Here is a 14,784-nt window from a genome sequence, read left to right as displayed (position 1 = left end):
CGACAGTTAGGCCGTCGGCACGTCGGCGCCCGGCCGCCCGCTGGCCAGGACGAAGCGGTTCTTGCCGCTCGTCTTGGCCCGGTACAGTGCCCGGTCGGCACACTGATAGAGCTGTTCGCCCCGCTGCCCCTCCTGCAGGGTCGCCACACCGATACTGACCCCAACCCGCAACGCCGCGTCACGCGGGTGGCGGAGTTCAAGCGCGGCCAACGCCGCGATCACCTGCCGTGCAATGCGTTGTGCCGCTGCGCTGTCGCAGTTGTACAACAGCAGCGCGAACTCCTCTCCGCCCACCCGTGCTGCCAGATCCAGCGGACGTCGTGCGAAACCTGCCAGCAGTTCACCGAACGTGCGAATCAGTGCGTCGCCGGCCGGGTGGCCAAACGCGTCGTTGTAGGCCTTGAAGTCATCCAGATCGAGCAGCAGCAGACTCAGGGGGCGGCGATCCCGGCGCGCCTGGGCGATTCGCTGGTCGAGCGCCCGATCATGACTGCGTCGATTGGCCAGACCGCTCAGGGCATCGTGCTCGGCCACCCAGCCCAGTAACTGGCGCATCAGGAACTGCTCGCGCTGGGAGTACTCGTGCAGGTAGCGACTGACGGCACCGATGATCAGCAGCAGCGTGTAATAGCTGACCGCGATCCAATGCTGCGGCAACTGTGCGGGCGTCAGGATCAGGTACGCCATGAGCACGTCCAGCAGCACGATCAGTAACGCACCCAGGAGTGCCACCCAGAAGGTCACACCGAGGAAGAAGAACGAGCTGACGATCAGCAGCCCGGCGCCGTACTGGAAGTTGAGCGGGGCATCCAGCGCCTCGAAGCGGATGTCGATGAATGCTGCGATCACACCGATCAGCACCAGCAACGCGGGGAATATCCGATTGGCCTGGGCGCGAAAGGTACGGCTGTAGAACGACAGCACCAGCACGACGATGCCCGGCACGATCTGTAGCAGCCGCAGCAGGGTCAGCGTACCCAGCCAGTCGGTACCATCCAGCTGGAAATAGCGGTGCTCGAAGTACAGGTAGCCGGATACCGCGACGATCAGCAGCAGCGCCGCAAGCCGCTGCGATGCCCGGGCCTGGCCGTCGAGATAGGCGCGGAATTCGTGCTCGAGTTGCGGCCTGAAGCGAAGCAATCGAAAGCCGCCGTGCAGCTGGCGGCCGTAAGGCGTCTCGCGAAAGCCCTCGGTCGCAGCTTGATCGGTGGTATGTCGCATGGAAGAACCCGCAAATTCGGTGACGGCAATGATATCACTACGCCAGTAGCCGATCGGAACCGTCCGACGGGCGTCGTGGCAGACAGCCTGGTCTTTGGACAGAGCGCTTGCACTGGACGTTTCAAGCATCGAAGATCGCGCTACATGCATTGCTGGATGTATCCGCGTGACCACCCTTCTGCTTGCCCTCTGGCCACTATTCGCTTTGATCGTCGCCGGTTATTTCCTGCGCCTGCGCGCCTTTCCGAGTGCCGAGTTCTGGCCCGGCGCCGAGCGCATCAACTATTTCCTGCTCTTTCCTGCCCTGCTGTTCAGCAGCCTGGCCACCGCACCGCTGGACAACCCCGCGTTGCCACGGCTGGCCGGCGCCGTGCTGCTCGGCCTCGGCCTGGCCTGGGTCGGGCTGCTGATCGCCAAGCGGCTGCGCGGCTGGTCAGCCGGGCGTTTCGGTGCCATCACCCAGGGCGTGCTGCGCTTCAACACCTATCTCGGTCTGGCCGCGGTGGGCAGCCTGTTCGGCAAGGAAGGCCTGGCACTGGCGGCCCTGATGCTGGCGTTGATGGTGCCGACGGTAAACGTGATGTCAGTCTGGGCGCTGACCGCCGAGCGCGGTGTGAGCGTGCGCGGTCTGTTGCTGCCGATCGCCAAGAATCCACTGATCCTGGCCTGCCTGACCGGCGCGCTGGTGAACCTGTCGGGGCTGGGATTGCCAGGCGGTACCGATCGGCTGCTGGGCCTGCTAGCGGCTGCCAGCCTGCCGCTGGGCCTGCTCTGTGTCGGCGCGGCGCTAAAGCCGCAGGAGCTGGGCGGTGAGATTCCGGCACTGGGCTGGAACAGCGCAGTACGCCTGCTGGCCGTGCCGCTACTGGCCTTCGGCGTGGCACGGGTGCTCGGCTTGCCAGATATGGAAACGACCATCCTGGTGCTGTTCTTCGCGCTGCCCACCGCGCCGACCGCTTACGTGCTGACCCGCCAGCTGGGCGGTGACAGTCATCTGATGGCGGGCATCATCACCCTGCAAACCCTGCTCGCCGCAGCCAGCCTGCCGCTGGTGCTGACCCTGCTGAACGGCTGATCAGCGCGCCACCTGTCCGCGCAGGAGGCGCAGCAGCATCAGCGCCAGGCCGAAGCCCAGCGCGCAGAGCACCAGCAACGGACCGAGATAGCCGAGGGCATCCTGCAGCCAGCCCAGCAGCTGGTGCCACGCGGCCAGCTGCGAGCCCTCCGCCGGCACGTAGCCGCCCTGCTGCCAGATCCGGTAGGCGGCATGCAGCGGAATCAGCGTCAGCGGCAGCAGGATCAGGCACAGCCAGTAGCCGCTGCGCCGGTAGGCGCCCAACAGCCCCCACGGCAGATAGGCGGCTCGAATGAGCTGGAAGAAGCAGAAGATGTAATAGACGACCAGCAACAGAACGAAACCGCTGCGCAGTGACGGCGCCAGCCACAGCTCGCGCAGTGCGGCGGTGCTGATCGTCAGGCTCAGCACGCCCCAGAGCAGAAGGAAGAAGGTTCTCATCGCGTTCTCCGACGGATTTTTTCGCAAGCGGCCATCGGAACAGAATTCAGTCGCACATACGCAAAACCACTTCACGAAACCAGGCTCATTTGCGCCGATCATGCAGGCTACGTGCGCGCCCGCACGGGTCAAAACAGGCTGAGCTGGTCACCTGGCGGCGCCTCCACCGGGCTTCGAGGCGTCAACGCCGCGGCTTCGCCCGCAGCCGCGGCACTATTCAGACGCTCGGCCAGCCCGGCGGCGCGCTCTGCGCGGGTGCTGACCGCTTCGGCCAGGCGTGCCGGCAGCGCCCAGATTTCCACCTGGCGCTTGGCGCGAGTGATGCCGGTGTAGAACAGCGCACGGGTCAGCAGCGGGCTCGGCTGATCCGGCAAGGCCAGCAGCACCTCGGTGAATTCCGAGCCCTGGCTCTTGTGCACGGTCATGGCGAAGGCGCTGTCGTGGCTCGGCAGCCGTGCCGGCGCGAAGCCGCGGTAACCGTCGTCACCCTCGAAGAACACCCGCAGGCCCTGTTCGGTTTTCAGGCACAGGCCGATATCGCCGTTGAACAGCCCCAGCGCGTAGTCGTTCTGCCGGACCATCACCGCACGGCCGGGATACCAGCGTTCGCGGGCCTGCACGCCGAGGCGACGCCTGAAGCGCGATTCCAGCGCCTCGTTGATACCGGTCACGCCGAACGGGCCCTCGCGTTGCGCAGTCAGCGCCCGGAAACCGTTGAAGGCCTCGAACGCCGCGCCTGGATCGCCCTGCCGCGCAGCCTGCAGGTAGCCGCCGTAACCCTGCTCCAGCCGCTCGATCAAGGCGGTCGGGCTGGGCGCCGCGTTCCAGGCGAGATCCGCACGACCTTCCTGCAGCAGCGCGACGGTGCCTTTCGCATCGCCGGCGTTGATCCGCCGCGCCAACTCGCCGATGCCGCTGTCGCCGGCGAAGCGGTGGCTGTGGGTGAGCAGCACCACCGCATCGCCGAGGCGCGAGCGCGGCGTCTCGACCGGCACGGGCTGGCCGGTGATGCGCTCCAGCTCGCTTGCCGCCCGGGCATTGAAGCCACGGCCTTCGCAGAGTTCGGCGAACACCGCACCGGCCTCCACGGCGGCCAGCTGATCCTTGTCGCCGAGCAGGATCAGCCGCGCCTTCGGTGGCAGCGCGACGACCAGCTTGGCCATCAGCGCCAGGTCGACCATCGACGCCTCGTCCACCACCAGCACGTCCAACGCCAGTGGATTGGCCGCATCGTGGCGCACACGGGGGCTGTCGCCGCGGCTGCCGAGCAGGCGGTGCAGGGTCCGCGCCTCGTCCGGCAGGGCCTCCTTCACCGCATCGCTGACCGGCAGCTCGGCCTTGGCGTTGCGGATCGCTTCGGCCATACGCGCCGCCGCCTTGCCGGTGGGTGCCGCAAGGCCGATGGCCAGGCGCTCGCCGCCCGGCTGCTCGAGCAGCGCTGCCAGCAGGCGCACCACGGTGGTGGTCTTGCCGGTGCCGGGACCACCGGAGATCACCGCCAGGCGCCGGCGTACCGCCTGCGCGGCGGCCAGGCGCTGCCAGTCGGGGCGCTGCTGATTGAACGCGAACAGCCGTGCCAGGCTCTCGGCGAGCCATCCTTCGTCCACCTCGGGCGCATCGCCGGCGCGGGCCAGCAGCTGCTCGGCCAGCTGCAGCTCGTAGGCCTGGTAACGGGCCAGGTAGAGCCGGTCGCCGACCAGGGTCAGCGGCGCGTACTCATCAGATGTGCCGATCAGAGGCGAGGCTTCAAGTTGCGCGCGCCAGGTTGCGAGCGCCGGCAGGCTGAGGTCGACCTCAGGCCAGGGGCGCCTGCCGGCGAAGCGCTGGAGAGGCAGGCAGACATCGCCGGCCGACAGCGCCTCGCAGCACAGCGCGGCGGCGAGCAGCACCGGCTCGGATGCGTCCGGCTCAAGGCGTTGCAGGCTGGCAACGAAGGCGCGCTCCAACGGGCCGAGGGGTAGCTCTGCAGGCAGGGTCATCGGGTAAGCCTCGATACAGGAGGTATAGGGTGGCGGTCGCAACGGTGGGCTGAAGCCCACCCTACAGGCATCGACGAAGGCCGTAGGGTGGGCTTCAGCCCGCCAGCGATGGCACCGGAACGGGCCTGCATCACCGTCCCTCCTCGAACAGTCGATCCAGCGCATCGAGCAGCGCATCGTCCGGTCGCGCGAAGTAGACGCCGGCCTCGGGCATGCCGCGCAGGAACAGGTAGAAGGCGCCGCCCAGCTGCTCGTCGCGAAAATCTGCCAGGCGCTGACGCAGGAAGCGGCGCAGCGCCACCAGATAGATCAGGTACTGCAGGTAGTAATGCTCGCCGGCCAGCGCCTGCAGCAGCCGCTCGCCGCCGTAGTAGCTGGCGTCCGGGCCGAGCCAGTTGGACTTGTAGTCGGCGATGAACCAGCGGCCGCCGTGCTCGAAGGTCAGGTCGATAAAGCCTTTGAGAAAGCCCTTGAGGCTGTCGAATTCAAGCCGCGCTGCGGCCTCGCGCAGCGGTGCGGCCAGCCCGTTGGCCGGGTTGGTCAGCAAGGCGCGCAGGCGCACCACGTCCAGCTCGCGCACCGGGAAGGTGAAGCCCAGCTCCGGCAGCCGGCGCGCGGCCTGCAGGCTGGCGAGGGTCAACCCGGCGCCGTCCAGATCGGTCTGCAGCACCCGCTCCAGCTGAGCCGTGGCGATGTCCCGCCAGTCCAGGGGCAAGCCGTAGGCCTTGAGCGCCGGCTCGACCAGCTGGGTCAGCTCACCCTTGCCCCGCGCCCAGTCCTCGAGGATGGCATGCAGACAGGTACCGGCCCGAGCGCCGCGTGGGAAGGCGAAGAAGCCGCTGCCCGGCTCGCCGGCATCGGGCATCGCCAGGGCGTCGCGGTCCGGCGCCTCCATGTGCATGCCAGCGGCGAGGCCGGAGAAGCTGCCGATGCGCCAGGCGCTGTAGAGGCTGCGGTTGAGCTGCGCCAGCTGCTCGGGCGGCGCTGCGCGGCTGCTGCCCTGGGTGCTGGCCTCACGCGACTCGAGCGGCAGGCAGGCCATGCGTCCGTCGCTCGTGGCGACCAGCCGCTCGATGGCCAGACGCAGGCTACCGCCGTTGAGGCCAGCCAGGTGGTTGCCCAGCTCCGTCAGTGGCTGCTCGCCCGGCAGTTCGCGGCCGTGCAGCAGCCAGGCCAGGGCGCTGCTGTGCAGGCCTTCGTCGGGCAGACTGCCATCCTTCTTCGCCTTGGGCAGGCTCACCGGCCCCCAGTGCAGCCAGAGCCGGTCACGCGCGCGGGTCAGAGCGACGTAGGCCAGCCGCAGCTGTTCGGCGAACACCTCCTGACGGGCGCGTTCGAGGTTGTCCTCCAGTTCGCCGCTGCCCAGGTCCAGCAGCGGCTGGCCATCGGCATCGTGACAACGGGCACTGTCCTGGTTCTTGCCGAGCAGCTTGCCGTCCCAGAGAAACGGGCAGAACACCAAGGGGTATTCCAGACCCTTGCTGGTGTGGATGGTGACGATCTGCACCCGTTCTGCATCGCTTTCCAGGCGCAGCAGCGCTTCCTCACCGGCGCCTTCGCTGCCGCGCTGGGCGTTGAACCAGGCGAGCAGCGGCTCGAGCCCGGGCCGCAGCAGGCTCTCGGCCTGCAGCAATTCACCGAGGTGCAAGAGGTTGGTCAGCCGACGCTCACCGTCGACCCGAGTCAACAGGCGTTCGGCCACCGCCTGCTCGTCGAGCCAGGCGCGGAACACGCGCATGAAGCCCTGCTGCTGCCAGAGCTGGTGGTAGCGCTCGGCGGCTTCGCGCTCGGCGTCCCATTCATGCTGGTCATCCTGGCAGCGGGCGAGATCGGCGGCGCTGCGGCCCAGCAGGCGCGTCGCCAGGGCATGCCGCAGCAGACCCTCGCGTCCCGGCTCGGCATAGGCGGCAAGCACCGCGGCGAGTTCGCCGGCTTCTTCGCTGCGCCAGACGCTGTCGCGCCCGCGGCGCACGCTGGGCACGCCACGCGCGGCCAGCTCGTCGGCGATCATCCCGGCCTGGCGGTGATTGGCCACCAGCACGGCGATATCGCCACCCTTGAGTGGGGTGAACCGGTCGCCCTGCGCGAAGCCGGCGCGGCCCTCGGCGGCGGCGGCCAGCTGCACGGCGATGCGTCGCGCCGTGTCGGCCGCGGCCAGCTGCGTGGCCTCGGCCTTGCCCAGCGGATCGTCGCCGAGCCAGACCAGCGTCAGCGGCGCCGCCTCGCCCTCCTCTGCCAGACGCAGGCTCGCACGCGGCTTGTCGGCCGCGCCTACTGCTGGATAACGCAGGTCGGGTTGGGCGAACGGCTGCGGATGGTCGAACAGCTGGTTGAGCGCGGCGATCAGCTCGGGCGTCGAGCGGTAGTTGGTCGGCAGGTTGAAGGGCTCGCGATCGGCCTGTTGCTTGGCCGTCATGTAAGTGGCCAGGTCCGCGCCGCGGAAGGCGTAGATCGCCTGCTTGGGGTCGCCGACGAAGCACAGCGAGGCATCACGGCCCTTGGCATAGATGCGGTCGAAGATGGCGTACTGAATCGGGTCGGTGTCCTGGAACTCGTCGATCAGCGCCAGCGGATAGGTCGCACGCAGCGAGGCCGCCAGGTCCTCGCCGACCGGGCCTTGCAGTGCCTGATCCAGACGATTCAGCAGGTCGTCGAAGGCCAGCAGCCGCTGCGCCGCCTTGCGTTCAGGCAACTCTCGGTTAATCCGCTCGAGCAGCGCCACTTGAAGGGCGATCAGCCGCTGCTTGCCCGCTGGCAGTGCGTCGGCCACCTGATCGGCCAGCTCGTCCAGGGCCTGGGCCAGCTCGCACACCGGCGCGTCGAAGCCCTTCTTGCAGGCCTTGCTCAGGGCGCGCACGCCGAACTTCGCCGCGCCCTCGGGCAGGTCGAACATCACCGCCGGATCGGCGAAATAGGCATCCAGTTCCGCCTGCCATGGCGCAAACTTGACGTTCTTGTGCGTGCTCTGGCTGAGCCCGCCATGCGCCAGCAATTCGGCGACCCAGGCGCTACCCGCCTGCTTCCACAACTCGGCAGCCCGCTGCCAGGCCGCCTCGACCGGGCGCAGATCGGCCGCGACCGGCGCACCCTGCGGTTCGACCCGCAGATAGGGCTTGCCCAGATGACTGCGCAGGCGCTGGCGCAACCACTGCGGAGTGATCCGGCTCTTGGCCAGGAAGCGTGCCCAGGCCGGGTCGGCATCGGCCAGCTCGCTGCGCCAGGCGTCGGCGAGCAGCGCATCGATGATCTCGCGGTCATCGGCGGTCAGCTCGCTGTCGAAGTCGCCGCCGGCCTCGAAGGCCGCGTCCTGCAGGGCACGCTGACAGAAGCCGTGGATGGTGAAGATCGCCGCCTCGTCGAAGCCGTGCACCGCCAGCAACAGGCGCCGCCGCGAGGCGTCGTCCGGATAGCGGGCGTGCAGGCGATTGAGGAAGTCATCGCTGCTCGGCGTGCCGTCATAAACCGCCAGCAGATCGGCCAGTCGCGCGCGGATGCGCTCGCGCAGCTCGGCGGTGGCGGCGGTGGTGTAGGTGACCACCAGAATCTGCCCCACCGAGAGCTGGCGCTCCAGCAGCAGACGCGCATAGAGCGCGGTGAGCGTCCAGGTCTTGCCGGTGCCGGCGCTGGCTTCGATCAGCGAGCGGCCGTCGAAGGGCGAGTCGAGGAGGTCGAGTTTCATTCTTCCTGCTCCTCATCGGCCAGGGCATCCAGGGCTGGGCCGATCAGCTGTTCGGCCAGGGTTTCGAAACGCTCGTCCAGCGGATCGCGATCGCGGAAGGCCAAGGCGTTCCAGGGGTCTTCGGCTTCGGCGGCAATGGGGCTGAACTCGGCGCCGAGCCAGGCTTCGCGGGCGCGCTTGCGGGCGCAGTCCAGCGGCTCGCTGCCGCGGCTCGGCTTGCGGTAGCCGCGGGCGAACGCCTGGCTGCTGCGCGGCAACAGCGGCAGCGGCTCGCGGATCGCGCTGCGGTAGGCCACCAGCCAGGGCTCCAGCAGCTCGGCGGCGTTGGCCAGCGGCCCCAGCTGCCAGTCACCGGCCGGCGAAAGCATCAGGCTGTGGCGCTCGATGCCGGGCGTGGCGCACAGGTTGAGCAGCAGGTGGCGCAGCCAGAACGGCGGCAGGTCCCATTCGCCGAGGCGGCCGAGCTTCCAGCCGAACAGCCCGCCCGGCGTCACGCCATCGAGCCAGCCATGCACGCGCACGCCGGCCAGGGTGATATCCACCGGCAGCGGCTCGGGCACGGCGTCCGGGCGCAGTTCGAACAGCCGCGGTGCAAAGGCACGCACCGGTCCGCGCAGTTTGCCCCACAGCGCCTGGCCCAGCTCGCCGGTGGGCAGCCAGCCCGCCGCGCAGGCCATGCGCCGCTCCTCCTCGTCGCTCCAGCCCTGCTCCATCGCTTGCAGCGACAGGCGGCGCAGGCCGTTCCAGGCCGGCATTTCCAGGTCGAACGGTTCGTCGCTGGCAAGCGTTTCCTGGTCATCGGCCAGGCGCAGACCGAGGCGCTGTTCGAGCAGGAAGCGCGCCGGGTGGCGGAAGCACTGCAGCAGCTGCGACGGCTCGATGGTCAGCCAGGCCTCATCGGGTTCGGCGAGCAGGCTGGCGAAGGGTTGCGCCTGCGCCTGTGGTGGCTCGGCCAGGCGCTGGGCGGCGCGGAACCAGGGCAGCGAATAGCCGGCACAGGGCGCTTCGCCGAAATTACGCGGCGAGAACGGCTGCAGCGGATGCGCGATGAGGATCTTCTGGCTGACCGGCCGCGCCCCGTCGGCCAGCACGGCGGTCATGTCCACCGCCTCCAGTACCTCGCTGAGCAGTACCGAGGGCGGCAGCACGGCGTTGTCGCGCGGGTCGCGGCCGACATAGGACAGGTACAGCGCCTGGCGCGCCGAGAGCAGCGTCTCCAGCAGCAGGTAGCGGTCGTCGAGGCGCCGCGCCCGGTCGCCACGGCGCGGATGTCGGCCGATCAGGTCGAAGCCCGACGGCGGCGTGCGCCGCGGGAAGGCGCCATCGTCCAGGCCGAGCAGGCAGACCACGCGGAACGGCAGGCTGCGCATCGGCACCATGGTGCAGAAGGTCACCGCACCGGTGAGAAAGCCGGAGGCGCCGCCGCCCTGCTGCAACGCGGCGCTGAGCTGCTGGTGCACCAGTTCCAGCTCGATGGGCCGGGTGAGGTCGGCGGCCTGGGCCTGATCGCGCAGGGCGGCGCAGGCCTGGGAGAGCAGCAGCAGCGTCTCGCCGGCCTCGCGCTCGTCGAACAGCGTATCGATCAGCACTTGCAGGTCATCCGCCCACTCGGCCAGCGGGCGCGGCCGAGCCAGTTGATCGGCCAGGCTGCCGAGCCGCTCGACGAAGCCCACCAATCGCCCGAGCAACTGCCCGCGCGCGCCTTCCAGCGCGTCCAGCGGCCAGTGCTCGCCAAGCAAGGGCGCGCGGTCGCCGGCCAGCTGCGGCGGTGCAGCGAAGCCCAGCAGCAGGCGGTCCAGCCCCTGGCGCCAGGTAAAGGCTGATTCGGCCGGCAGCCCCAACCGTGCGCGCTGCTCGCCATCGCGGCCCCAGCGCACGCCGGCCTCGCGCAGCCAGTCACGCAGCAGCGGCAAGTCTTCGCTCTCGATGCCGGCGCGGCGGGCGATGGCCGGCTGTTCCAGCCAGGCGAGGATTTCCTCGGCGGCGAAACGGCTCTGCGCCAGCAACAGCAGTTCGAGAAAGGCCTCGATCAGCGGCACCTCGGCGCGCAGGCTGCGGTCGGCGAGGCTGTAGGGAATCCGCGGGCTGCCCTCGCGCGGGGCGAACACCGCCTCGATGAAGGGCGCATAACGTTCGATGTCGGGGGTCAGCACCACCACCTGATCCGGCGTCAGCGCCGGGTCGGCGGCGAAGCGCGCCAGCAGCTGGTCATGGAGGATTTCCACCTCGCGCAGCGGCGAGTGGGCGATATGCACCTCCAGCGAACGGTCGTTCTCGGCCAGAGTGATCCGCTCATCGGGCAGGCGGGTGCGCAGGCGCAGGATGTCGTTCTGCAAGGCATGCAGCAGGCTGTCGTCGTGCAGGTCCTCGTCTTCGGAATACAGGCCGAATTCCTGACTGCCCTCGCTGGCGGTCAGGCTGAACAGCGAGTCGAAAAAGTCGCGGCCCTGCTTGCCGAGACTCGCCAGCAGCGGATGGCCGACGTCCAGATACCAGTCATCCGCGCCGGACGGCTGGGGAGCTACTGCGCTCGAGGAGGCTTCGTTAAAACCCAACTGGAGCGCCAGCCCGGTCGGATGCTCATGTACGGCCTGTACACTCCGCTCCCTCGCCGGGTTTTGCCTCGCCTGCTCTTCGCTCGCGACGCTCCCCAGCCGTCCGGAAGAAGGAAGCTGCCGTGCCAGCTCGCGGATATCGCGAATCTCGCCCCACGCCTCGCGGCTCGGGTTGAGCGCGCAGACCACCACGTCGATATGCCGCGCCAGGCCGTCGAGCACACGAAGATGGTGCGGCGGCAGGCTGCTGATGCCGAACACCAGCAGGCGCTCGGGGAGGTCCGGCAGCGGCTCGTCGCGGTACAGGCGCTGCAGCAGGTCGCCGAGCAGGCGCGCGCGGTGCGGGTGGCCGTCCTTGGTCAGCTCGCGCCAGAGCAGCGCCTGCCAGGCTTCGTCGGGACCGAGGTCGAGGGTTTCGCCACGCTCCCAGGCCGCCAGCCAGTCGTCGCGATAGAGCAGGTACTGGTCGAAAACGTCGGCGATCTTCGCCGCCAGTGATAGCCGACGGCGCTCGTCGCCACCATCGAGGTACTGCGCCAGGCGCGGCGCCAGTTCGAGGTTGGCCGGCTCGCACAGCCAGCCGTAGAGGCGCCAGGTCAGGGTGGTCGGGGAGAACGCCGACTGCTCGGGCAGGCTGCCCAGCACCGTGCGGCTCAGGTCCCAGACAAACGCCGCCGGCAGCTGCAGCTCGAGCTGCATGGCGATGCCCTGCCGGCGCGCCAGCTCCAGGGTCAGCCAGCGGCCCATGCCCTGGCTCGGCACCACCACCTGCGCCGGCGCGAAGGGGTCGGCCAGCGGCTGGGCGAGCAGCGTGGTGGCCAGTTCGCCGAGGGTTTCGAGATCAGGGGCGTGGTAGAGGCTGAGCATGGGCGCACCGCGTGAACAGAAGTCGCTAGGTTACAGGCCGCCAGATGAGGGAGCGAGCCGGCGAGGCCAGTTTGCACTTGCCGTGCGACAGCTCCTGTCGCGCCGCCCAGGGCCTTTTCTCATCCTTTCGCGCTGCCTTTCTGCTTCTCACGACCAATATCAATTCCGCGATTGCTGCCTAGCATGGGATCGAGGGGCGGCCGCTTCGTCGCCCGTCACAAGCGCAGGAGTCGTTCATGTACCGGAACCGCAAGAAGCTGCTCGTCCTATCCATCTGCGCCACGCTGGGCGCCGTACCGTTCACGTTGCAGGCCGAGGAAGCGGCCCGCGAGCGGACCCTCGGCTCGGTGGAGCGCAGCCACGCCAGCAACGCCCGCGCCCTGCTCGACCAGGCCGTGCTGACCTACCAGGCCAAGGGCCCGGAACAGGCCCTGGCCACCTTCAACGACCGCAACGGCGAATTCGCCCGCGGCCAGTACTACATCTTCGTGCTCGGCGAGGACGGCACCATGCAGGCCAGCAGCGGCCCATCGGCCAGCCTGGTGGGACTTAACGTCGGCGATCTCAAGGATGCCGCCGGCAAGCCGTTCATGCGCGAGATTCTCGACAAGTCGACGCGCCAGGACAGCGGAGAGGTCGAGTATCAGTGGCTCAACCCGGCCGATAACAAGCTGGAGAACAAGGTCAGCCAGTTCCGCAAGGTCGGCGACCATGTGCTCTGCGTCGGCTACTACATCCCCCGCGCCACCGCCGAGCAGGCCCAGGCGCTGCTCGAACGTGCCGTGCAGCAGGTCAAGGACAAGGGCGCCGAGGCAGCCTTCCGCAGTTTCAACGATCCGCGTGGCGGCTTTGTCTACAACGACGAGTATGTTTTCGCGATCGGCCTGGACGATGGTCGCTATCGCGCCAGCGGCAGCTCGCCGAACCTGGTGGGCGTCGACGTGCGCAACGTCACCGATGCCGCCGGCAAGCCGCTGTTCAAGGACATGATCGAGCTGGCGCGCAAGCAGGGTTCCGGCACGGTCGACTACGTCTGGCGCAACCCGGCGACCAACGCCGTCGAGCAGAAGCATTCGCTGATCCAGCGGGTCGATGACGTGCTGCTTGGGGTTGGCTACTACACCCGCCCCTGAGGGGAGCGCGCCCCGGCACGTGACGTTTCGGTGAACGTGCCCGGCAGGTCAGGGTCAATCGGATATCCCCGGTGCAGTTCTGCGTCCTTGTGACGCAGAACTTTGTCGTTGCCGCTCGCCGGGGAAGGAGCCCCGAACGATGCTGACCCTGCTGCACCTGTTGTCGTCCATCGCCCTGTTGGTGTGGGGTACGCACATCGTGCGCACCGGCATCATGCGCGTGTACGGCTCGCATCTGCGGCGATTGCTGGGGCGGAGCATGGGCCACACGCCGCTGGCGTTCGGCGCCGGCATCGGCGTTACGGCCCTGGTACAGAGCAGTAACGCCACCGCACTGCTGGTCATCTCGTTCGTCGCCCAAGGCCTGATGGCGCTACCCACCGCCCTGGCGATCATGCTCGGCGCGGATGTCGGCACCGCACTCATGGCACGGGTACTGACGATGGACCTGTCCTGGCTGTCGCCGTTGCTGACGCTGCTGGGTGTGTGTTTATTCCTGTCGCGCAAGCAGAGCCGCAGCGGCCAGCTAGGACGCGTGCTGATCGGCATGGGGCTGATCATTCTTGCCCTGCAGCTGATCGTTCAGGCTGCGGCGCCAATCACCGAAGCGCGCGGCATGCGTGTGCTGTTCTCCTCGCTGGCCGGCGATACGCTGCTGGCGGTCGTCGTCGGCGCGGTGTTCGCGCTGCTGTCCTATTCCAGCCTTGCCGCAGTCCTGCTGATCGCCACCCTGGCCGGTGCCGGCCTTATCGGTCTACCGGTGGCACTGGGGGTGGTCATCGGGGCCAATGTCGGCAGCGGCCTGCTCGCCTGGCTCAACGCCAGCCTGCAACCGGTGCCGGCGCGCCGCGTGGCCCTTGGCAACCTGCTGTACAAACTGGCCGGACTGGCCGTGCTGCCGTTTCTCGAACCGCTGGTGACCTGGATGGGCGGGTTCGGCTTCAGCACCCAGACACAGGTGATCGGCTTCCATCTCGCCTACAACAGCCTGCGCTGCCTGCTGCTGTTGCCCACCGTGCCGGCGATGGCCCACCTGTGCGAAAACCTGCTGCCGGAGCGGCAAACGGACGGCGGCGTGGCCCAGCCACGGCACCTGGACCCGGCGGCACTGGAAACGCCGAGTCTGGCCCTGGCCAACGCCACGCGGGAGACGTTGCGTATCGGCGATCTGGTCGAGCAGATGCTGGCGCGCCTGCTAGAAGCGCTGCGCGAGGACCGCCCCGAGCCCGGCGAAGAAATCCGTCGCCTGGATGACGATGTCGATGCGCTCTACAACGCCGTGAAGCTTTATCTGGCACGCATGCCTCGCGACGACCTCGCCGAGGACGAGCAGCGCCGCTGGGCGGAGATCATCGAGCTGGCGATCAATCTGGAACAGGCCGGCGACAGCGCCGAACACATGCTGGGCAAGCTTCGCGACCTGAAAACCTCGACCCGCCGGCCATTTTCCGAACAGGGCCTGGAAGAGTTGCAGACGCTGCTCGAGCAGCTGCTAGCCAACCTGCGCCTAGGGCTCTCGGTGTTCCTTTCCGGCGATGCCAACGGCGCCCGCCAACTGCTCCAGCACAAGCGCGAATTCCGCCGCAGCGAGCGCCGCATGGCGCACGCGCATGTGGAACGTCTGCATCACGGCGTCAGCGAGAGCCTGCAGACCAGCTCGGCGCACCTGGAGCTCATCGCCGACATGAAACGGCTCAACTCGCTGTTCTGCAGCACCGCGCATGCCGCGCTGGAGGCAGCTGCGCTCGACACGCGGCGGTCTGCCGAGGCGCGAGCGGACGACCGCGCCTTGGACCATCCGCTGCCAGGCCGCGCGCATCCCACCGGCTGACCG

General features: G+C 68.6%; 8 protein-coding genes. 3 read left to right on the top strand and 5 right to left on the bottom strand.

Translation table 11 applies throughout. The features are described 5' to 3' along the window. Positions 1-6: 6 nt before the first annotated feature. Positions 7-1,221 carry a GGDEF domain-containing protein gene (locus ACX1DW_RS18500; RefSeq protein WP_458992099.1) on the bottom strand — a complete coding sequence of 405 codons (1,215 nt, stop codon included), beginning with the start codon at positions 1,219-1,221 and terminating at the stop codon, positions 7-9. A 166-nt stretch (positions 1,222-1,387) separates the two neighbouring features. Here ACX1DW_RS18500 and ACX1DW_RS18495 point away from each other — a divergent pair, with 166 nt between their 5' ends. Beyond that, the gene (locus ACX1DW_RS18495; protein ID WP_161612188.1) at positions 1,388-2,296 is read left to right on the top strand and encodes an AEC family transporter; all 909 of its coding nucleotides are present in this window, start codon (positions 1,388-1,390) and stop codon (positions 2,294-2,296) included. Here the strand turns inward: ACX1DW_RS18495 and ACX1DW_RS18490 are convergent, their stop codons facing one another. The 4 genes from ACX1DW_RS18490 to recC form a co-directional block, all read right to left on the bottom strand. After that, complete coding sequence (locus ACX1DW_RS18490; protein WP_110778782.1) at positions 2,297-2,737, bottom strand: hypothetical protein; 441 nt, start codon at positions 2,735-2,737, stop codon at positions 2,297-2,299. 128 nt (positions 2,738-2,865) lie between these two features. Then, on the bottom strand, positions 2,866-4,716 hold the full coding sequence (gene recD / locus ACX1DW_RS18485; RefSeq protein WP_458992098.1) for an exodeoxyribonuclease V subunit alpha: 1,851 nt from the start codon (positions 4,714-4,716) through the stop codon (positions 2,866-2,868). Between the two features lie 130 nt (positions 4,717-4,846). Continuing rightward, positions 4,847-8,395, bottom strand: coding sequence for an exodeoxyribonuclease V subunit beta (recB, locus tag ACX1DW_RS18480; RefSeq protein WP_458992097.1), 3,549 nt, complete (start codon positions 8,393-8,395; stop codon positions 4,847-4,849). Beyond that, positions 8,392-11,817, bottom strand: a complete 3,426-nt coding sequence (gene recC, locus ACX1DW_RS18475) for an exodeoxyribonuclease V subunit gamma (protein WP_267931469.1) — start codon at positions 11,815-11,817, stop codon at positions 8,392-8,394. The genes recB and recC overlap by 4 nt, the downstream gene beginning before the upstream one ends. Positions 11,818-12,053: 236 nt before the next feature. Between recC and ACX1DW_RS18470 the strand changes: the two genes are divergently transcribed. Further along, positions 12,054-12,950, top strand: coding sequence for a cache domain-containing protein (locus tag ACX1DW_RS18470; RefSeq protein WP_200597262.1), 897 nt, complete (start codon positions 12,054-12,056; stop codon positions 12,948-12,950). A gap of 139 nt (positions 12,951-13,089) precedes the next feature. Continuing rightward, on the top strand, positions 13,090-14,781 hold the full coding sequence (locus tag ACX1DW_RS18465) for a Na/Pi cotransporter family protein (protein WP_267931470.1): 1,692 nt from the start codon (positions 13,090-13,092) through the stop codon (positions 14,779-14,781). The last annotated feature ends 3 nt before the right edge of the window (positions 14,782-14,784 follow it).

This window comes from Stutzerimonas sp. KH-1 (genome assembly GCF_054483855.1).
Note: the sequence above shows the minus strand (reverse complement) of the source record. Positions and strands in the feature narration are given on the sequence as shown.